Below are 18,139 nucleotides of genomic sequence, written 5' to 3'. Positions count from 1 at the left end.
GGCGATGCGCGATCCCAGAAGCGAGGCGATCGAGGAACAGATCATCGCGATGTCGATGACGAATTTCGAGCGTCTGCCGATGCTCGACGTCATCTTCGAGCGGTTCGCGCTGGCCTATGCGGCGGCGCTGAAGTCGTTCACGGCCACCGTCGCCGATGTCGAGATGACCAAGCTGATCTCGACCACCTATGCCGGCGCCCTGCGCGAGCTGCCCGAAAACTGCCTGCTGGCGATCGCCCACGAAGAGAGCTGGGACGGCGCCTTCGCGGTCGGGATGGATGGCGACTTCCTGTATTCCGCGCTCGAGATCATGCTGGGCGGCCACGGCAACACGCCGACGGCCAAGACCAGCCGCGGCTTCACCGCGATCGAGCGGCGGATCGGCCAGACGCTGGCCGAGCTGATGCTGCGCGAGCTTGGCTCGAGCTTCCGGCAGGTGGCCGAGGTCGTCTTCAGCGTCGAGCGGATGGAGGGGTCGCCCCAGCTTGCCTCGATCTCGAAGCCGATCAGCCCCTGCGTGCTGGCCAGCTTCAACGTCCGCCTCGGCGACACCCACGGCCGGCTGTCGATCCTGCTGCCGCACCACGCGGTCGAGCCGATCCGGCCGCTGCTGGCCAAGGTGTTCTTCGGCGACCGGCTTGGCGCCGACCAGGGCTGGCGCGACCACATCCAGGAGCGGATCTCGCAATCCTCGGTCAAGCTGACCTCGGTCCTGCACGAGATCGAGGTGCCGCTGACCGAGGTGCTGGGCTGGAAGGCCGGCACGACGATCGACCTGCATGTCGGCCTCGACCACGAGGCCACCGTCTTCTGCAGCGGCGAGCCCGTGTTCCGCGGCGCCACCGGGCGGCGCCAGAACGGCTCTGTCGCGCTGCGCATCACCAAAGACCTGACCCCTTCGAAGGAGGCCCTCCATGATCTCGCTCGCGATTGATGCCGTCATCGTCGTCCTTCTGGGCGCCGCGCTGGTCTACGGCTGGATGATCTCGCGCCGCGTCTCGCGGCTGATGGCCGTGCTGCACGAGCTTGAACCGATGGTGCGGGCGTTCTCGGCCGCGGTCGACAAGTCCGAGGAATCGGTGAAAGAGCTGAAGACCGCCGCCGAGACCACCGCCGCCCAGCGGGTCGAGCCGCGGATGACCGCCGCCGCGCCGGTCGCGCCGGCGCAGGTGGCGATGCCCGCCGCGGCCCGCGTGATGGCCGAGGGCGACGCGACCTTCGCCTCGCGCCGCGGTCGCGGCACCGGCGCCGGCGCCGCGGCGCCGATCGCGGCGGCCGCCACGGCAGGGCTGATGCAGCTGGGCGCCGACAAGGCCGATCTCGTGCGCAGCTTCTTCGAAACCTCGCGCAGCCGGGCGGTCTGATGGCGCGCGGCGCGGTCCTTCTCGGCGGCGGTCTCGCGGTCCTGTGCGCGGCCAAGCTCGGCTTCGGGCTGCTGGCGCTTGGCGGCGACACGAGCTTTGCCGCCTTCGCCGCGCCCGAACCCGCGATGCCCGCGCTGGCCGAGCTGCCCGCGGGCAGCGCCGAGGTGCCGCTGCCGACGCAGGTCGCGGGCTGCGACGCCCCGGCCGAGCTTCTGGCCGCGATCGACCGCGAGCGGGTTCTTCTGGACAAGCAGAAGGCCGAGATCGCGACCCGCGCCGCCGAGACCGATCTGGCGCATGAATCGATCAAGACCGAGACCGCCCAGCTCGAGGAGCTGCGCGCCACCGTGCAGGCGCTGCTGGACCGTGCCTCGGCGCAGCGAATCGAGGATCTCGACAAGCTGGTCGCGCTGTACAAGGGCATGAAGCCCAACGACGCCGCCACGATCATGAACGAGCTCGACCTCGAGGTGTCGGTGCTGACGCTGGCCGAGATGGACGAGCGCAGCGCCGCACGGATCATGGCCAAGATGAAGCCCGACCGGGTGCGCGCGATCTCGAAGATCATCATGGAGCGCTCGAAGATGCCGGGCGACCAGCGGCCGGTGCAGGTGCGCGTGCCCTGACGGCCCGGGCGCGCGGCGCCGCTCAGTCGTCGCGCAGTTCGGACCCGGCGGGCGGGCGGCGCCGGATCCGGCGGCGCAGGTCGATCACGAAGCTCACCAGCTCGGCCACCGCCTGCCAGTGCTGCTCGGGGATCACGTCGTCGACCTCGACCGCGGCATGCAGCGCCCGCGCCAGGTCGCGGTTCTCGATCACCGGGATGTCGTTGTCATGCGCGATCTTGCGGATCCGCGCGGCGACGAGGTCCGCCCCCTTGGCCACGCAGACCGGCGCCGGGTCGATGCCCCGGTCATAGCGCAGCGCCACCGCGTAGTGGGTCGGGTTCGTCAGCACCATCGTCGCCGTCGGCACCGCCTGGGCGATGCGCTGCTGCGCCCGGCGGCGGCGGATCTGCATGCGCTTGGCCTTGATCTCGGGGTTGCCTTCGGCGTCCTTGCGTTCGTCCTTCACCTCCTGCAGCGTCATGCGCAGCTTGCGCATCCACTGGATCCGCTTCCAGATGATGTCGAGGATCGCCACCGGCACGAGGAAGATCGAACAGCCGATCAGCATCCGGCCGGCATAGCCCGACAGGTAGGCCGGCAGGCTTTCGGGCAGCATCTCGACCCCGGGCAGCAGCCGGTCGATCGCGGCCCAGGCGATCCAGACCGCCACCGCGCCGACGATCAGCACCTTGGTCACGCTCTTGGCGAATTCGATCAGCGTGTTCCACGAGAACAGCCGCCCGATCCCCGCCATCGGCGACAGCCGGCTGAGCTGGGGGCGGATGCGCTCGGCCGCGACGACGATCTCGCCCTGGATCAGCACCGCGACCGCGGCGGCGAGGATCAGCACCCCGAAGACCGGCGCGGCCGCGATGGCGATCGCAAGCAGATAGCCCGACAGCAGGTCGCGCAGGTCGGACAGCCCCGCGGTGCCGCGGCCGACATGGGCCTGGCCCACCATCTCGAACAGGGCGGCCAGCCCGCCGGTGATCCGCGGCGCGGTCGCGGGCAGCACGAAGACCATCAGCAGGAACATCCCGAAGGCGGTCATCATCGCCCCCGCCTCGCGCGAGGACGGAACATCGCCCTTCTCGCGCGCGTCGCGCATCCGCTTCTCGGTCGGAAGCTCGCTGCGCTGGTCCTTGTCCTCGTCGCCCTCGGCCATCCGCGCGCCCCAGACCCCGTGCTAGAACCGGAAGGTGCCCAGCCAGTCGGCGAGGCGATCGAGGAAGCCATGAAGCATCGCCGGCGCGGCGAAGGCAAGCACGAGGAAGCCCGCGCCGGTCAGGACCGAGCCCGCGACGAAGAACACCGGCAGGCTGGCCATCATCCGGTTGGCAAGGCCAAGCCCGAGGTTGATCAGCAGGCCCATCACGAAGAACGGCGCCGCCAGCGTCACCCCGATGTAGAGCGAGCCCGCCAGCGCCTTGGCGAACTGGTCGGCCAGATCGCCCGGCATCAGCGTGCCGAAGGGGAACACCTCGTAGGAGAACATCAGCGAGCGCAGCATCACGTGATGCAGGTTCGTCACGAAGATCAGCGCCGTGGCCGACATCAGCAGGAACGAGGCCACCGCCGTCGCCCCCTCGAAACTGCCGAGCGAGGGCGAGAAGGCATTGGCAAGGCCGGTGGCATAGCCCGCCTGATAGCCCGCGAAATCCAGCGCCGACAGGATCGTGCGCGCGACACTGCCGATCCACAGCCCGATCAGCGCCTCGGTCCCGATCAGCTGCGCCATCTGCACCGCGTCGCCCGGAAGCATCGCCGGCACCGGCGAGGCCGGGTACAGCACCAGCGTCAGGATGATGCCGAACATCAGCCGGGCGCGGATCGTGATCTGCGTCTCGCCGAAGCCCGGCAGGAACATCAGCGCCGAGCCGATCCGCGCGAAGACCAGCATCCAGCCGAAGACCTGCGCGCTGATGATCCCCGCGGGATCCACGTCACGGGCCGATCGTCGCGACGGTGCGCAGCGAGGCCTTCCTGTGCACCTCGGAATGCGAGATCACCTGCGTCATCGGCGACACCCGCTCGAGCATCGAGCGCACGAAGCTGCGCGTCTCGGGGCTGACCATCAGCGCGGGCCACTCGTCGCGGGCGGCGAACTTCTGGATCTCCTGCCGGGCGGCCAGGATGAATTCCTGCACCCGCTGCGGCGACATCAGGAAGGTCTTGTCGTCGCCCGCGCCCTTGACCGCGGCGGTGAACTCGCTTTCCCACGAATTCGACAGCACGATCACCGGCACATAGCCCGCCTTGTCGGCGAGCGAGCGGCAGATCTGGTTCGCAAGCCTGCGCCGCACATGCTCGGTGATCGTGGTCACGTTCTTCGAGGTCGCGGCGGCCTCGGCCACGGCCTCGGTGATCAGCGGCAGGTTCCGGATCGAGATCTTCTCGGCCAGAAGCGCCTGCAGCACGTGCTGCAGCAGGATCACCGGGCTCGGGTTCTGGATCTCGCCGACCAGCTTGCGATAGTCGCTGTCGAGCCCCTTCACCAGCTCCTGCACCGCGCCGTAGGTCAGCAGGTCGGGCAGGTGGTCCTTGACCACCTCGGTCAGGTGGGTGGTGATCACGCTCTCGGGGTCGACGACGGTATAGCCGCGCTGCTCGGCCAGCTCGGCATGCTGCCGGTCGACCCAGATCGCGGCCAGCCCGAAGGTCGGCTCGCGCGTCTTCTCGCCGGGCAGGTCGCTGATCGAGCCCTGCGGGTCGATGACCAGCAGCGAATGGGGCCGGATCTCGCCGCGCCCGACCTCGACCCCCTGCACGAGGATCGCGTAGCTGGTGACCGGCAGCGCCGGGTCGTCCTTGATCCGCACCGAGGGCAGCATGAAGCCGAAATCGCGCACGAACAGGTTGCGCAGCGACTGCACCTTGCCCGGCAGCGCGGCCTCCTTGCTCGCGATCAGCGGCACGAGGGTCTGGCCCAGGTCCAGCCGCAGGTCGTCGACCTTCAGCAGGTCCTTGGGCGACTCGGCCGCGGGTTCGTCCTTCTTCACGGTCTCGGCCGCGGCCGCCCGCTCGCGCTCGGCGGCCTGCGTCTCGACCACGCGGCCCAGCGCGGCCATGATCGCGGCCAGCAGCAGGAACACCAGGAACGGGAAGCCCGGCAGCAGGCCCAGCCCCAGAAGCAGCGCCGCCGCCATGTAGAGCGCCTTGGGGAAGGTCGAGAGCTGCTGGAACAGCGCCTCGTTCGTCGCGCCCTCGGTGCCGCCCTTGGTCACGATCATGCCCGCGGCCAGCGAGACGATCAGCGCGGGCACCTGCGTGACCAGGCCGTCGCCGATGGTCAGCACCGTGTAGTTGTTCGCCGCCTGGCTCAGCGACAGCCCATGCGAGAACAGCCCGATCAGGATGCCGCCGATGACGTTGATCATCGTGATGATGATCCCCGCGACCGCATCGCCGCGCACGAATTTCGACGCACCGTCCATCGCCCCGAAGAAGGCGCTTTCGTCCGCCAGATCCTTGCGGCGCTTCTTGGCCTCTTCCTCGTCGATCAGGCCGGCGCCCAGGTCGGCGTCGATCGCCATCTGCTTGCCCGGCATCGCGTCGAGCGAGAACCGCGCCGAGACCTCTGCGATCCGGGTCGAGCCCTTGGTGATGACGATGAAGTTGATCACGACGAGGATCGCGAAGATCACCACGCCGATCAGGAAGTCGCCGCCGACGACGAAGCGCGAGAAGCCCTGGATCACGTCGCCCGCGGCCTGGGTGCCGGTGTGGCCCTGGCTGAGGATCAGCCGGGTCGACGAGACGTTCAGCGCCAGGCGCAGCATGGTCACGACCAGCAGCAGCGTCGGGAAGCTGTTGAAATCCAGCGGCCGCGGGATCCACAGCGCGACCATCAGCACCAGCACCGACAGCGCCAGCGACACCGCCAGCCCGAAGTCCAAGAGCACCGTCGGCAGCGGCACGAACAGCATGCCGAGGATGAGGCAGACTCCGACGGCGAAGGCGATGTCGCGGTTGGCGAGACCAAGGTTCAGGCCGCGGCGGAACTGCGCGGACGAGCCGAGCGCTGCGACCGGGCGGCTGGAGGCGATGCGGCGGGGCTGGGCGGCCATCGGGAGAGCCTCAGAACACGGGGGTGAAGTTGGGCAGGATCGGCTCGAGATCCTGCGAACTGTAGATCGACCGGCGCACCGAGGCCGCGACCGCGTCGGCATTCTGGCCGCTGGCATCGGCAAGCACGGCCGCGTCCTGCTGGCTGATGCCCGCGCTCCAGAACGGGCCCGTGGGCGGCACGAAGGGCGCGTCGGGCTCGGCCGCGGCCACGCGGGTCCGCGCGGGGGACGCGCCCGGGCGGCGCGGCAGCGGGTTGAACACCGCGATCGGCGGGGCGTCGGGGTTCGGGCGATAGCTGCCGATCGGCACGTTGGCGATCGGCCGGCCGCGCGCGGCGCCATCGCCGCCCCGGTCCGCGCCATCCCAGTCGGCGCTGCCCCAGTCGGCGCTGCCGGTTTCGGCCGAGGCCAGCATCATCTGCGTCAGGCCCGCGCTCTCGGCCTTGGCATAGAACTGCTCGATCCGGGCGTTCGCGACCTCGAGGTTTTTCCTGAGAGAGGCGAGATAGACTGAGCGCGGCCCGGGGTTAAACGAATGGTAGGATCCGGCCGCCTGCAGCCAGTCGCCGGTGCGTTCGTGCAGCGACAGCAGGAAGCGGGCGGCATAATCGACGTTGCGGCGGGGATCGAAGCCCTCTTCCAGCGTGGTGAAGGCTTCGGGGTGCCATTTCTGGTTGATCTGCATGCAGCCGACGTCGATCGAGGTGATCCCGGCGGCCTGCCGCGCGCGCACCCACGACAGCGCGGCGTCGCGGCTCTTGAACACCCGGCCCTCGCCCGCCGCATTGACCGACCAGGGCCAGACCGTCAGCCCCGAGCGGCGGTTGAACCCCGCCTCCTGCAGCCCCAGCGCCAGAAGCAGGTTGTTGGGGATGCCGTAGCGGGTCTGTGCCGTCAGGATCTCGCGCAGGCAGGCGCCGTCCTCGCCCGCGACGTCGGTCTCGAAGTCATAGGCCGGGGTGCCGGCGCGGCCGTTGCCGGGCTCGGGGCGCGCGCCCTCGCCGCCGAAGGCCGAGGCCGGCGCCCGGGCGGCCGGCAGCGGCGCCGCGCCGGGCACCCCGGCCGGGGCCAGCGTCGTCGCGTCGCCCATGCCGTCGCCAGTATCGTCGCCAGTACCGGCATCCCCGGCCGGAAACGCGAACAGCCCGCCGCCCCATCCCTGGGCCGCGGCGGGCAGCACCGGCTGGGCCATGACGGCCAGCAGGGCGATCGCCGCCGCCCTCATGGCCCGCCCCGCCCGATCAGGTCGAACACCCGGTCCGACAACCCGGTCAGCGTGGCGTAGATGAACGGCAGCGAGGCGACGATGCCAAGGAAGATCGCGACGATCTTCGGCACGAAGGTCAGCGTCATCTCCTGGATCTGGGTCAGCGCCTGGAAGAAGGCGATGACCAGGCCGACGATGAGCGCGAGCGCGAGAACGGGACCCGAGGCGATCAGCACCGCCAGGATCGTGTCACGCAGCATCGTGAAGACATCGGCCTCGTTCATGATCCGTCAGATCTGCATCCGCATGATTTCCTGATAGGCCTCGACCAGCCGGTCGCGGACGGCGACCGTGGTGCGCACGGTCGATTCCAGCGCCATCGTCGCCTCGACGACCTGCTGGGTCGGCATCGCGCCGACCATGCCCGCGCGGGCGGCCACATCGCCCTCCTGCACGGTGCGCACGGCCTGCTCGGCGGTCTCGCGCAGGACATCGGCGAAGCTTTGCGGCTGGCTCTCGGCCGGGGCCACCAGCGGCAGCAGCTCTTCCGAGCCGCCCATCGCCTGGCCGCCGCGGTAGGCCCGCGCCGCCGACGAGGCGATGATAGACGTGTTCGTGATCTCGACCATTCCGTTCACCCTCAGCCGAGCAGATCGATGATCTGCTGGCGCATCTGCCGTGCCGTTTCCATCATGTTCAGGTTGGCCTCATAGCTGCGCGAGGCCTCGCGCATGTCGCCCATCTCCATCAGCGGATTGACGTTGGGCATCTTCACGTAGCCCTCGGCATTCGCCGCCGGGTGGGCGGGATCATAGGTCAGGGTGAACTCGGTCCGGTCGCGCCCGATCTCGGACACGTCGACCTCGCTGTCGCCGGTGGCGTCGTTGACCATCTCCTCGAAGCTGATGGTCTTGCGCCGGTAGGGATCGGCGCCGGGCGCGTCACCGGTGGAATCGGCGTTGGCGACGTTCTCGGCCACGACCCGCAGCCGCTCGCTCTGGGCGCGCAGCCCGCTCGACGCGATCTTCCCGATAGAGCTCAGCGGATCCATGGTGCAGCCTCCTCAGCCTCAGCGGTTGCCCGTCGCGGCGACGGTCAGAAGTTCATAGCCCTTGCGGTACAGCCTCGCGGCCAGCCGGTACTGGCCCGCGGTCTCGCTCGACAGCATCGTCTGCTGCTCGAGCGTGACGTTGTTGCCGTCGAAGCTCTCGCCCCAGGCGGCCTCGGTCTCGGCATCCTCGACCTCGCGCCGCGGACCCAGCAGGCTGGAGGGATCGGCCCCGGCCTCGGCCTGCCGCGCGCTCTCGGCGGCGCCGTCCTCGAGGAAGCTCTCGAAACTCTGGACATCCTTGGCGCGATAGTCGGGCGTGTCGGCATTGGCGATGTTCTCGGCCAGCACCCGCTGCCGCCCGCTCAACCAGTCCAGCCGCTGCGATGCGAGCCGGAAAAACGACATCTCATCCAGTTTCATCTTGTCCGCCTCGAACTATCCTTGCAATACATAGCATGTGCTCCAAGGATTGATAGAGTTAATTCATGCACACGATCTTTTCCGGGTTGACCTCTCAATTGCGCTCCCTGCCCGAGGCAAGGATTGAGGGGCGCGTGGCGGCGGTCGGCGGCATGACGCTGTCGGCGGCGGGGCTCGACCGTGCGGCGGGGCTCGGCGACCGGGTGCGCGTGCATGGCCGGCGCGGGCCGGTCGAGGGCGAGGTCGTGGCGATCGCCGACGGCCGGCTCAGCGTGCTGCCGTTCGGCGACTGGGACGGCGTCGCGATCGGCGACGGGGTCGAGCTGCTGGGCCCGGCGATGCTGGCGCCCGACGACACCTGGATCGGCCATGTGCTGGACGCGCTCGGCCGGCCCTTCGACCCGGCGCGGTTCTTCGAGGGGACCGCGCTGCGCCCGGTGCGGGCCGCCCCGCCCCCCGCCTTCGGCCGCCGCCGGGTCGGCGCGCGGCTGGAGACCGGGATCCGCGCGCTCGACATCTTCGCGCCGATCTGCCGGGGCCAGCGGATGGGGGTCTTCGCCGGCTCGGGCGTGGGCAAGTCGACGCTGATGGCGATGCTGGCGCGCCAGACCGATGCCGAGGTGATCGTGATCGGCCTCGTCGGCGAGCGCGGGCGCGAGCTGCAGGACTTCATCGAGGAGGACCTCGGCCCCGAGGGCATGGCGCGCGCCGTGGTCATCGCCGCGACCGGGGACGAGCCGCCGCTGATGCGCCGGCAGGCGGCCTGGACCGCCACCGCGGTGGCCGAGCATTTCCGCGACCGTGGCAAGCAGGTGCTGCTGATGATCGACAGCGTCACCCGCTTCGCGATGGCGCAGCGCGAGATCGGCCTGTCGGCGGGCGAGCCGCCGACCGCGAAGGGCTATCCGCCGACCGTCTTCGCCGAGCTGCCGCGCCTGCTGGAACGCGCGGGCCCCGGCCCTCGGGGCGCGGGCGACATCACCGCGCTGTTCACCGTGCTCGTCGACGGCGACGACCACAACGAGCCGATCGCCGACGCCGTGCGCGGGATCACCGACGGCCACGTGGTGCTCGAACGCCGGATCGCCGAACGCGGGCGCTACCCGGCGGTGAACCTGCAGCGCTCGCTCAGCCGGATGCTGCCCGGCTGCCACTCGGCGCAGGACTACGCCATCATGGAGGCGGCGCGCCGGGCGATGGCGCGCTTCGCCGACATGGAGGACCTGATCCGCATCGGCGCCTACCGCCCCGGCACCGATCCCGAGACCGACCAGGCGCTGGCCTTCGCCGATCCGGCCGAGCGGTTCCTGAGCCAGCGCAAGGGCGAGGCCACCGGCTCGGCCGAGGCCTTCGCGGCGCTTTACGGGTTGCTGCGCGGCGCCGGCGTGCCGGTCGAGCTGCCCGAGAGGCCGCCCGCCTGAGCCACGACGGCAAGGCAGTCGGCCGGCACCCGGTACATGTGGATGTCGTCGCCGGCCCAGGCGCCCGCCGAGGGGGTGAAGACGCCCACCTCGACCGCCCGGTCCGGGCAGGCGGGCGGATCGTCCGACCGGTCAGCATAAAGGACGTCGCCGGCGATGCCGGGCTCGAGCGGATAGCTCAGCGCGTAATGGCTGCTCGGGCGTCCGGCCTCGGGGCGGGCGCGCAGCAGCAGGCCGCTGTCGCGCCCGGTGTAGAACAGGTCGGCCAGCAGGCCGCGATCCGCGGCCACCACGGTCTGCAGTTGCTGCTGGCGCGCGGTCTCGAGGATGCGGTGGCTGACCTCGGCCCGACCGAGGTAGCGCGCGTAAAGCCCCGGCATCCGGTCGGCGAAGATCGTGCCGACCGCCAGCGCCACCGCCAGCGCCGTGTTGAGCGCGAGCGACACCACCAGCCAGACCCGCGCCCGGCCCATCAGCCAGGGCACCAGCGCGACGGTGGCGGCCAGATAGGCCGAGGCCGCCCAGTTCGCATAGGCCCCCGACAGGAAGGCCTGCGCCGTCACCACCGCGATCGCGGGCAGCACGAAGGCCAGCAGCCAGCGCTGCGGCGCCCCGGTCGCCCCGCGCGCGACCGAGACCACCAGCGCGATCAGCGCCCCGAACAGCACCGGGCCGAAGACGCCGAACTGCGCCAGCAGGAAGCCGGCCGCCCGGGCCGGCGACAGCGCGATCCGGTCCTCGGGATCGCGGACCCAGTCGGCATTGTCGAGCGTGTGCTCGAAGGTCGAGAAACCGTGCGCGGCGTTCCACAGCAGGTTCGGCGCGACCGTCGCCAGCAGCGCGAGGCCGAAGCCCAGCCACTGCCGCGCCCCCAGCCGCAGCGCGGGCACCAGGGCCTGCAGCAGGACGAAACCGCCAAGGACGTAGATGGCGGCGTATTTCGCCATCAGCCCCAGCCCCAGCGCGAGCCCCGCGCAGACCGCCGGCCCGACGCCGCCGCGCCCGGCCGCGATCACCCAGGCCCAGAGCGCGAGCCCGAGGAACGGGAACATCACCGTGTCGGTCGAGATCAGGATCGACGACAGCGCCACCATCGGCAGCGTGGCATAGCTGATCGCGACGAAAAGCGCGGCGCGCGGCCCCGCCAGCCGCGCGGTCAGCCCGCCAAGGATCAGCGCGGTCGCCGCGTGCAGCAGCGGCGCCGCGAGCCGGACCCAGAACGTGCCGTCGCCGCCCAGCGCCGTGGTCGCGCGGATCACCCAGCCGACCAGCGGCGGCTTCGAGTAATAGCCGAAGGCGAGGTTCTGCCCCCACAGCCAGTACTGCGCCTCGTCGACGAACAGGTCGATCGGCGTCAGCGCCAGGGTGACCAGCCGCAGCGCCGTCAGCGCCGCCAGAAAGACCAGTGCGGGCGCGATCCAGAGGCTGCGGTCAGCCCGCACGGCGCTCGGCCCGGATGAGCCAGAGGTTGCGGATGTAGATGAACAGGCCCGTGGCCTGACCGATGATGAACACCGGGTCGTGGCGCGCGACGGCATAGGCCAGCAGGATCAGGCCGCCACCGATCGAGAACCACCAGAACGCGACCGGCACCACCGACTTGCGCGCCTTCTCAGAGGCGAGCCACTGCACGAGGAAGCGGCCCGTGAACATCGCCTGCCCCAGCAGGCCGATGACGATCCACCAGAACTCGCCCCAGTGATCGATGTTCAGCGCCTCGAACAGCAGGTCCTTCATCGCGGGGACCCGGGCAGCCTGACCTCGGTCGCGCGGGCGGTCTTGCGCCGCTTGATCAGCCAGGCCACGCCGATCAGGTCGTAGACGCCGACCATCGCGCGCTGGAAGTTGCTGTAGTTCGACGACCCCGACTGCCGTTCGCGGTGGCTGACGTCGACATGGGCCACGCGCCAGCCGTCACGGATGAACAGCGCCGGCAGGTAGCGGTGCATGTGGTTGAAGAACGGCAGCGACAGGAAGGCCTCGCGCCGGAACGCCTTCAGCCCGCAGCCGGTGTCGCGGGTGTCGTCGTGCAGCATCCGCGCCCGCAGCGCGTTCGCCGCCTTCGAGGCATAGCGCTTCGACGCGGTGTCCTGCCGGCCGACGCGCTGGCCGGCGACAAGGCCGATCCGCCCGGCCGGGTCCTCGAGCAGGGGCGCCATCAGCCGCGGCAGTTCCGAGGGCGGGTTCTGCCCGTCGCCGTCGAGCGTCGCGCAGATGTGGCCGCGCGCCGCGGTCACGCCGGAATGCACCGCCGCCGACTGCCCGCCGGACGCGGGATGGCGCAGCAGCCGCAGGTTCGGCATCGTTTTCGACAGGTCGGCCACGATCTCGCCCGTGCGGTCGGTCGAGCCGTCATCGACGACGATGATCTCGAAGGACGGGCCGGACGCGCAGGCCTGCTGGATCTCGGCCAGCAGGTTGGCGACATTGCCTTCCTCGTTCTTCATCGGGATCACGATGGATACGTCGGTCATCCCGTCGCCCCCTGCTTCGCATGCTCTGGATCGCGGCGGTTAATGCCCCAGCCATGCGCGAATGTCCATCGGTGCGGGCACCCGCGCCGATCATCGCCTGCGGATCGTGTCGCCCATGTCGAGCGTGGGCGTCAGCTCGACCCGCTCGCCGCCCACCAGACCCGTCTCGCTCTGGCCCGCGACCAGCTTCGCCGCGCGCCGCCCGATCTCGTGCCGGCAGGCATCCATCGTCGCCAGCCGCCGCGGCAGCCCCTCCAGAAGGTCGACGCCGTTGAACCCGGCAAGCCCCAGCCGGCCCGGCACGTCGATGCCCTGTTCAAGGCACCACAGCAGGCCGCCCGCGCCGATCATGTCGTTGGAATAGTAAAGGAAATCCAGATCCGGGCTGCGCGCCATCATCCCCGCGGTCATCTCGCGGCCCTTGGCCAGCGCCGAGCCGCCCTCGTAGAACTCGCGGTCCTGAAGCTTCAGCCCCGCCTCGGCGAGCCCGCGCTCGAACCCCTCCATCCGCTTGCGGGCGCGATGGTCGAGCGGCATCTTCGTGCCGAGGAAGCCGATGCGGCGATATCCCGCCGCGACGATCGCCTTGGCCATCTCGTGCCCGGCGCGGAAATGCGAGATGCCGACGACGCTGTCGATCGGCTCGCCGTCGACATCCATGATCTCGACGATCGGGATGCCCGCGTTCATCATCATCGCCCGCGCGGCCTCGGAATGCTCGAGCCCGGCGATGATCACCCCGGTCGGGCGCCAGCTGAGCATCTCGTAAAGGACAGCCTCCTCGCGCTCGGGGCGGTAGTTCGTGACGCCGAAGACCGGTTGCAGCCCGGTATCCTCGAGCGTGCGCGAGATGCCGGTGAGCACGTCGGGGAACACGAGGTTCGACAGCGAGGGCACGATCACCGCCACCAGATTCACCCGCTGGCTGGCCAGCGCGCCCGCGATCTTGTTGGGCACGTAGCCCAGCGACTTCGCCGCGGCCAGCACCCGCTCGCGGGTGGCGTCCGAGACGTCGCCGCGGTTTCGAAGCACCCGGCTCACGGTCATCTCGGACACGCCCGAGGCTTCGGACACGTCGCGCAGCGTCAGCGGTCGGCGCGGATCGGTCGGCATGGTTGGCGTACTCACTCGCGCGTCCTCGCTCCTCGGTTGACACCTGATTACTGCGAAAGGAAATCCTTGCGCAAGCGATGCGCACAGCATATGTTAACGCTAACGGTGCCAAGGGGGCGACAGTCGTTCCCCCCCGGCACCACTGGATCGCATCACCGGCGATGCAAGCTCCGGATCTCCGGTGCCGGTGGCGCGAATGGGGGAGCGGTGGGCCAAATTCGCTCCCCCCCACCCCTTTCCCATCGTCTTCGCGCAAGAGGCGGGCGTCGGACCGGGGCGCTGCCCCGGACCCCGGGATATTTCGACCAACGCGAAAGCTGGACGGGGGCGTCAGCCTCTGGCGTTGAAGTGGTCGTGGATCGCCTGCGCCATGGTCTCGGAAATGCCCGGGGCGGCCTTGAGGTCCGACAGGCCCGCGCGCGCCACCGCCTTGGCCGAGCCGAAATGCGCCAGCAGCGCCCGCTTGCGCGCGGCGCCGACGCCGGGAATGTCGTCGAGCGGAGTCGCGCCCACATGCTTGGCGCGCTTGGTGCGATGCGCGCCGATCGCCCAGCGGTGCGCCTCGTCGCGCAGGCGCTGCACGAAGTAGAGCACGGGGTCGTCGTGGCGCAGCGCGAAGGGCTGGCGGCCGGTGCGGTGGAACTCTTCCTTGCCGTGATCGCGGTCGATGCCCTTGGCCACGCCGATCATCGCCACGTCCTCGACCCCCAGATCCTCGAGGATCGACTGCACCGCCGAGACCTGGCCCGCGCCGCCGTCGATCAGCAGCAGGTCCGGCCAGGCCTCGGTCTGGCGGTCGGGGTCCTCTTTCAGCAGGCGCTGGAAACGGCGGGTCAGCACCTCCTTCATCATGCCGAAGTCATCGCCCGGCGTGATGTCGGTCCCGCGGATGTTGAACTTGCGGTACTGCGATTTCACGAAGCCCTCGGGCCCCGCGACGACCATGCCGCCGACGGCGTCGGTGCCCTGGTTGTGCGAGTTGTCGTAGATCTCGATCCGCTGCGGCGGGCCGTCGAGCCCGAAGGCCTCGGCCAGCCCCTCGAGCAGGCGGATCTGCGTCGCGCTCTCGCTCATCCGCCGCGCGAGGCTCTCGCGGGCGTTGCGGGCCGCGTTCTCGACCAGCTCGGCCTTCTCGCCCCGCTGCGGCACGGCAAGTTCGACCCGGCGGCCCGCGCGCTCGGACAGAAGCGCGACCGTCAGGTCCTCGTCCTCGATCGCATGGCTGAGCAGGATCAGCCGTGGCGGCTGCTTGTCGTCGTAGAACTGCGCGAGGAACGCCTCGAGCACCTCGGCCTCGTCGGCGCCCGAGCCGGTGCGGGGGTAGAAGTCGTGGTTGCCCCAGTTCTGGTTGGCGCGGATGAAGAACACCTGCACGCAGGCCTGCCCGCCTTCCATGTGCAGCGCCACCACGTCGGCCTCGGCCACGCCGCGCGGGTTGATGCCCTGCGCCTGCTGCACGTTGGTCAGCGCCCGGATCCGGTCGCGGATCGCCGCCGCGCGTTCGAACTCCATCGCCTCGGAGGCCGCGGCCATCTGCGCCGCCAGCTCCTCCTGCACGGTGGTCGAGCGGCCCTGGAGGAAGCGCTCGGCATCGGCGACCAGCGCGCCGTACTCGGACTCGCCGATCAGGCCGGTGCAGGGGGCCGAGCAGCGCTTGATCTGGTAGAGCAGGCACGGCCGCGTGCGGCTGGCGAACATCGCGTCCGAGCAGTTCCTGAGCAGGAACACCTTCTGCAACTGGTTCAGCGTCCGGTTCACGGCGCCCGCGCTGGCGAAGGGGCCGTAGTACTCGCCCTTCTCCTTCTTCGCGCCGCGGTGCTTCTTGATCTGGGGAAACGCGGTCTCGTGGCTGACGAGGATGTTCGGGAACGACTTGTCGTCGCGCAGAAGCACGTTGTAGCGGGGTTTGAGCTGCTTGATCAGGTTCTGTTCGAGCAGCAGCGCCTCGGTCTCGGTGCGCGTGGTCAGGAACATCATCGAGGCGGTCTCGCGGATCATGCGCGCGATGCGCCCCGAATGCCCCGAGGGCCGGGCATAGTTCGACACCCGCGCCTTCAGGTTGCGCGCCTTGCCGACATACAGCACCTCGTTCTTCGCGTTCAGCATCCGGTAGACGCCGGGCGAGCCATCCAGCTTGCGGACCTCGCGCGCGATCACCGCGTGGCCGGTTTCGGCGGCCGCGGCGGGGCCCTTGTCAGCCTCCGGATGCAGGTTCGGATCGCTTGGATGGGTCATGGTTGCTGGCTCAACGATTCTCGGTCTCGCTGCAATGCCGAAGCCCCCGAGGCAAGGCGGAAACTCTCCACCGTTTCTGTGGATAAGTCTGGAGACAAACTTCCGGCTTCGCGCAATTCCCCTTGTTTTCGGGCTCTCGGATCGGTTCGCCCAAAGTTTGGGCTGTTTTTTAACTTACTGATGATAAACGATATTATTTTTCATCAGCGGCAAAACGTTGATTTCATTAAAGTTCCATCACGGCTGCGTGACGGATTTTGGGCAGGTGCATAACTTGCCGCGCGCCCCCTGCCGCGGGGTCACTCGACCCCCAGGACGTCGGGTGTCCGCCAGGCCAGATGCTGCCCCCCGTCAACGCAGATCAGCTGCCCCGTGACCGCCTTCGCGGCGAGCAGGTAATCCAGCGCGGCGCAGATGTCGTCGGGGTCGGCGCCCCGCTGCAGCAGCACCGCCGCGCGCTGCGCGGCGAAGTGCTCGGGCGACTGCCGCGCGCCCTTCAGCGTCGGGCCGGGGCCGATCGCATTGACCCGGATCCGCGGCGCGAGGCCCTGGGCCGCGGTCTGGGTCAGCCACCACAGCCCCGCCTTGCCGATCGAGTAGGTGACGAATTCGGGCGTGGGCTTCAGCACCCGCTGGTCGACCATGTTGACCACGAGACCGGTCGCCACCGGCTCGCCGTCCGCGGTGCCGGCGGCGGGGGCCTGGGCGGCGAAGGCCTGGATCAACTGGAACGGCGCGCGCAGGTTCGAGCCGATGTGGCGCTCCCAGCTGGCCATGGTCGCACTGGCGATGTCGTCATGCTCGAAGATCGAGGCGTTGTTGACGAGCACCGTGAGCGGCCCGCCCAGCGCAGTCGCCGCGCGGCCGACGAGCGCCGCGGCCGCGGCCTCGTCCAGAAGATCGGCCTGCAGCGCCTCGGCGCGCACGCCCAGCGCCCGCGCCTCGGCCACCACCTCCTGGGCCGCCGCCGAAGACCCGGCGTAATGCACCGCCACGTCGTGGCCACGGCGCGCCAGATGCAGCGCCATCGCCCGGCCGAGCCGCGCGCCCGCCCCCGTCACCAGTGCCTTGCCCACGCCGTCGCCCGTGCTCATCTCGTCCCCGTTCCTTGCGTCTTGCAGCGGCAGGCCTCGCCGTGCCGGGCCACCAGCGGGCGGCCGCAGCGCCGGCAGCGCTGCCCGCGCACGCGGAACGCCCCGAACATGCCGATGACCAGCATGGCGATCAGGAACAGGGAGATGACCTTGATCATCAAAGCCCGAACCGCGCCCAGTGCGCCCGGTCCTCGACCGCGCCCAGTGCCTCTGCCGTGACCTGCGCCGCGATGTCCGCCGCCGCGCCGCCGCCCGCGGGCCCCACGCCGAGGCGGCGCCAGATCGGCTTTTTCCGGCCCATCGGCTGCAACCGGACCTTGTCGCCGAAGCGTTCCTTGAGCACCGGCGCCAGATGGCCGATGCCGTCGGCGAGTCCCGCCTCGACCGCGGCCGCGCCGACGAAGATCTCGCCGGTGAAGAGATCGCGGGTCGTGTCGAGCCGCGCCCCGCGCCGCGCCTGCACATGCGCGATGAAGGTGCGGTGGATCTGTTCCTGCAGCGCGGTCAGGCGCGCGATGTCGTCGGGCTTTTCCGGCCGGAACGGGTCGAGGAAGCTTTTCGATCCGCCCGCGGTGTGCACCCGCCGCTCGATCCCGTGCCGGGCGAGGAACTCGGGGAAGCCGAAGCTGGCCGAGATCACGCCGATCGAGCCGAGGATCGAGGTGTCGTCGGCGAAGATCTCGTCGGCGGCGCAGGCCAGCCAGTAGCCGCCCGAGGCGGCGACATCCTCGGTGAAGGCCAGCACCGGCACCTTCATCTCGTCCCCGAGGCGGCGGATCCGCGCCCCGATCAGCGAGCTTTGCGCGGGCGAGCCGCCGGGCGAGTTGATCGCCAGCGCCACGGCGGCGGGCTTGCCCTTGCGGAACGCGCGCTCGATCAGCGGCGCGAGGCCGGCATCCGTCAGGCCCGGGGACAGGCGGCCGCCACCGCCGATCACGCCCGAGAGACGGATCACCGGGACGATCGGGGGACGGGACCGGAACGGGACCTTGAGTTTCATGCCCCTCATCTAGGCAGCGCCTCGCGATGCGGCAAGCGGAAAGCCGGGCGGAAGGTCGGGGGGGCCTGCGAGGCCCCCCCGAGCC

The 18,139-nt window shown here is 70.2% G+C and carries 20 protein-coding genes; 4 read left to right on the top strand and 16 right to left on the bottom strand.

Going from position 1 to position 18,139, the window contains the following annotated elements:
• The first annotated feature begins 4 nt into the window (after positions 1 to 4).
• From V8J39_RS12015 to V8J39_RS12005, 3 genes are read left to right on the top strand one after another with little or no spacing between them, the layout of a single operon-like run.
• Positions 5 to 934: a flagellar motor switch protein FliM gene (locus V8J39_RS12015; protein ID WP_336461116.1), complete on the top strand. Its 930-nt coding sequence runs from the start codon at positions 5 to 7 to the stop codon at positions 932 to 934.
• A complete protein-coding gene (locus V8J39_RS12010; RefSeq protein WP_336461115.1) occupies positions 915 to 1,364 on the top strand; it encodes a flagellar motor switch protein in 450 nt (149 codons plus the stop codon). Before V8J39_RS12015 ends, V8J39_RS12010 begins: the two co-directional genes overlap by 20 nt.
• Complete coding sequence (locus V8J39_RS12005) at positions 1,364 to 1,990, top strand: MotE family protein (protein WP_336461114.1); 627 nt, start codon at positions 1,364 to 1,366, stop codon at positions 1,988 to 1,990. The genes V8J39_RS12010 and V8J39_RS12005 overlap by 1 nt, the downstream gene beginning before the upstream one ends.
• 22 nt (positions 1,991 to 2,012) lie before the next feature.
• Here V8J39_RS12005 and V8J39_RS12000 read toward each other — a convergent pair whose 3' ends face one another.
• Genes V8J39_RS12000 through V8J39_RS11965 form a run of 8 tightly spaced genes read right to left on the bottom strand, consistent with a single transcriptional unit; the run spans position 2,013 to position 8,717 of the window.
• The gene (locus V8J39_RS12000; RefSeq protein ID WP_336461113.1) at positions 2,013 to 3,137 is read right to left on the bottom strand and encodes an EscU/YscU/HrcU family type III secretion system export apparatus switch protein; all 1,125 of its coding nucleotides are present in this window, start codon (positions 3,135 to 3,137) and stop codon (positions 2,013 to 2,015) included.
• A 21-nt stretch (positions 3,138 to 3,158) separates the two neighbouring features.
• Positions 3,159 to 3,914, bottom strand: coding sequence for a flagellar biosynthetic protein FliR (locus tag V8J39_RS11995; RefSeq protein WP_336461112.1), 756 nt, complete (start codon positions 3,912 to 3,914; stop codon positions 3,159 to 3,161).
• Between the two features lies 1 nt (position 3,915).
• Complete coding sequence (flhA, locus tag V8J39_RS11990; protein ID WP_336461111.1) at positions 3,916 to 6,039, bottom strand: flagellar biosynthesis protein FlhA; 2,124 nt, start codon at positions 6,037 to 6,039, stop codon at positions 3,916 to 3,918.
• Positions 6,040 to 6,049: 10 nt separating this feature from the next.
• Positions 6,050 to 7,264 (bottom strand): transglycosylase SLT domain-containing protein, encoded by a 1,215-nt coding sequence (locus tag V8J39_RS11985; protein ID WP_336461110.1) that lies wholly within the window; start codon positions 7,262 to 7,264, stop codon positions 6,050 to 6,052.
• Positions 7,261 to 7,530: a flagellar biosynthesis protein FliQ gene (gene fliQ / locus V8J39_RS11980; protein ID WP_336461109.1), complete on the bottom strand. Its 270-nt coding sequence runs from the start codon at positions 7,528 to 7,530 to the stop codon at positions 7,261 to 7,263. Before fliQ ends, V8J39_RS11985 begins: the two co-directional genes overlap by 4 nt.
• Positions 7,531 to 7,536: 6 nt before the next feature.
• Positions 7,537 to 7,875 (bottom strand): flagellar hook-basal body complex protein FliE, encoded by a 339-nt coding sequence (locus tag V8J39_RS11975; protein WP_336461108.1) that lies wholly within the window; start codon positions 7,873 to 7,875, stop codon positions 7,537 to 7,539.
• Positions 7,876 to 7,886: 11 nt separating this feature from the next.
• A complete protein-coding gene (gene flgC / locus V8J39_RS11970; protein WP_336461107.1) occupies positions 7,887 to 8,297 on the bottom strand; it encodes a flagellar basal body rod protein FlgC in 411 nt (136 codons plus the stop codon).
• A gap of 18 nt (positions 8,298 to 8,315) precedes the next feature.
• A complete protein-coding gene (locus V8J39_RS11965; RefSeq protein ID WP_336461106.1) occupies positions 8,316 to 8,717 on the bottom strand; it encodes a flagellar basal body rod protein FlgB in 402 nt (133 codons plus the stop codon).
• A gap of 65 nt (positions 8,718 to 8,782) precedes the next feature.
• Between V8J39_RS11965 and V8J39_RS11960 the strand changes: the two genes are divergently transcribed.
• A complete protein-coding gene (locus V8J39_RS11960; protein ID WP_336461105.1) occupies positions 8,783 to 10,138 on the top strand; it encodes a FliI/YscN family ATPase in 1,356 nt (451 codons plus the stop codon).
• Here V8J39_RS11960 and V8J39_RS11955 read toward each other — a convergent pair.
• The 8 genes from V8J39_RS11955 to V8J39_RS11920 all read right to left on the bottom strand — a co-directional run bounded on the left by V8J39_RS11955 (position 10,078) and on the right by V8J39_RS11920 (position 18,054).
• Positions 10,078 to 11,580 carry an ArnT family glycosyltransferase gene (locus V8J39_RS11955; RefSeq protein ID WP_336461104.1) on the bottom strand — a complete coding sequence of 501 codons (1,503 nt, stop codon included), beginning with the start codon at positions 11,578 to 11,580 and terminating at the stop codon, positions 10,078 to 10,080. The two genes, V8J39_RS11960 and V8J39_RS11955, sit on opposite strands and share 61 nt — an antisense overlap.
• Positions 11,570 to 11,875 (bottom strand): lipid-A-disaccharide synthase N-terminal domain-containing protein, encoded by a 306-nt coding sequence (locus V8J39_RS11950; protein WP_336461103.1) that lies wholly within the window; start codon positions 11,873 to 11,875, stop codon positions 11,570 to 11,572. The genes V8J39_RS11955 and V8J39_RS11950 overlap by 11 nt, the downstream gene beginning before the upstream one ends.
• A complete protein-coding gene (locus V8J39_RS11945; RefSeq protein WP_336461102.1) occupies positions 11,872 to 12,612 on the bottom strand; it encodes a glycosyltransferase family 2 protein in 741 nt (246 codons plus the stop codon). The genes V8J39_RS11950 and V8J39_RS11945 overlap by 4 nt, the downstream gene beginning before the upstream one ends.
• Before the next feature lie 90 nt (positions 12,613 to 12,702).
• A complete protein-coding gene (locus V8J39_RS11940; RefSeq protein ID WP_336461211.1) occupies positions 12,703 to 13,725 on the bottom strand; it encodes a LacI family DNA-binding transcriptional regulator in 1,023 nt (340 codons plus the stop codon).
• Between the two features lie 330 nt (positions 13,726 to 14,055).
• Positions 14,056 to 15,960, bottom strand: a complete 1,905-nt coding sequence (gene uvrC / locus V8J39_RS11935; RefSeq protein ID WP_336461101.1) for an excinuclease ABC subunit UvrC — start codon at positions 15,958 to 15,960, stop codon at positions 14,056 to 14,058.
• A gap of 299 nt (positions 15,961 to 16,259) precedes the next feature.
• On the bottom strand, positions 16,260 to 17,054 hold the full coding sequence (locus V8J39_RS11930; protein WP_336461100.1) for an SDR family oxidoreductase: 795 nt from the start codon (positions 17,052 to 17,054) through the stop codon (positions 16,260 to 16,262).
• Positions 17,051 to 17,212: a hypothetical protein gene (locus V8J39_RS11925; RefSeq protein ID WP_336461099.1), complete on the bottom strand. Its 162-nt coding sequence runs from the start codon at positions 17,210 to 17,212 to the stop codon at positions 17,051 to 17,053. Before V8J39_RS11925 ends, V8J39_RS11930 begins: the two co-directional genes overlap by 4 nt.
• The gene (locus V8J39_RS11920) at positions 17,212 to 18,054 is read right to left on the bottom strand and encodes a S49 family peptidase (protein WP_336461098.1); all 843 of its coding nucleotides are present in this window, start codon (positions 18,052 to 18,054) and stop codon (positions 17,212 to 17,214) included. Before V8J39_RS11920 ends, V8J39_RS11925 begins: the two co-directional genes overlap by 1 nt.
• Positions 18,055 to 18,139: the final 85 nt, after the last annotated feature.

This window comes from Frigidibacter sp. MR17.24, from assembly GCF_037095655.1.
GTDB lineage: Bacteria > Pseudomonadota > Alphaproteobacteria > Rhodobacterales > Rhodobacteraceae > Frigidibacter.
This window is presented reverse-complemented; position numbering and strand designations above follow the sequence as displayed.

What these genes read in the sequence shown, in the direction of transcription:
- V8J39_RS12015 (WP_336461116.1), top strand. Translation starts at nt 5, where the DNA reads ATGCGCGATCCCAGAAGCGAGGCGATCGAGGAACAGATCATCGCGATG.
- V8J39_RS12010 (WP_336461115.1), top strand. Translation starts at nt 915, where the DNA reads ATGATCTCGCTCGCGATTGATGCCGTCATCGTCGTCCTTCTGGGCGCC.
- V8J39_RS12005 (WP_336461114.1), top strand. Translation starts at nt 1,364, where the DNA reads ATGGCGCGCGGCGCGGTCCTTCTCGGCGGCGGTCTCGCGGTCCTGTGC.
- V8J39_RS12000 (WP_336461113.1), bottom strand. Translation starts at nt 3,137, where the DNA reads ATGGCCGAGGGCGACGAGGACAAGGACCAGCGCAGCGAGCTTCCGACC.
- flhA (WP_336461111.1), bottom strand. Translation starts at nt 6,039, where the DNA reads ATGGCCGCCCAGCCCCGCCGCATCGCCTCCAGCCGCCCGGTCGCAGCG.
- V8J39_RS11985 (WP_336461110.1), bottom strand. Translation starts at nt 7,264, where the DNA reads ATGAGGGCGGCGGCGATCGCCCTGCTGGCCGTCATGGCCCAGCCGGTG.
- fliQ (WP_336461109.1), bottom strand. Translation starts at nt 7,530, where the DNA reads ATGAACGAGGCCGATGTCTTCACGATGCTGCGTGACACGATCCTGGCG.
- V8J39_RS11975 (WP_336461108.1), bottom strand. Translation starts at nt 7,875, where the DNA reads ATGGTCGAGATCACGAACACGTCTATCATCGCCTCGTCGGCGGCGCGG.
- flgC (WP_336461107.1), bottom strand. Translation starts at nt 8,297, where the DNA reads ATGGATCCGCTGAGCTCTATCGGGAAGATCGCGTCGAGCGGGCTGCGC.
- V8J39_RS11965 (WP_336461106.1), bottom strand. Translation starts at nt 8,717, where the DNA reads ATGAAACTGGATGAGATGTCGTTTTTCCGGCTCGCATCGCAGCGGCTG.
- V8J39_RS11960 (WP_336461105.1), top strand. Translation starts at nt 8,783, where the DNA reads ATGCACACGATCTTTTCCGGGTTGACCTCTCAATTGCGCTCCCTGCCC.
- V8J39_RS11950 (WP_336461103.1), bottom strand. Translation starts at nt 11,875, where the DNA reads ATGAAGGACCTGCTGTTCGAGGCGCTGAACATCGATCACTGGGGCGAG.
- V8J39_RS11945 (WP_336461102.1), bottom strand. Translation starts at nt 12,612, where the DNA reads ATGACCGACGTATCCATCGTGATCCCGATGAAGAACGAGGAAGGCAAT.
- V8J39_RS11940 (WP_336461211.1), bottom strand. Translation starts at nt 13,725, where the DNA reads ATGCCGACCGATCCGCGCCGACCGCTGACGCTGCGCGACGTGTCCGAA.
- uvrC (WP_336461101.1), bottom strand. Translation starts at nt 15,960, where the DNA reads ATGACCCATCCAAGCGATCCGAACCTGCATCCGGAGGCTGACAAGGGC.
- V8J39_RS11930 (WP_336461100.1), bottom strand. Translation starts at nt 17,054, where the DNA reads ATGAGCACGGGCGACGGCGTGGGCAAGGCACTGGTGACGGGGGCGGGC.
- V8J39_RS11925 (WP_336461099.1), bottom strand. Translation starts at nt 17,212, where the DNA reads ATGATCAAGGTCATCTCCCTGTTCCTGATCGCCATGCTGGTCATCGGC.
- V8J39_RS11920 (WP_336461098.1), bottom strand. Translation starts at nt 18,054, where the DNA reads ATGAAACTCAAGGTCCCGTTCCGGTCCCGTCCCCCGATCGTCCCGGTG.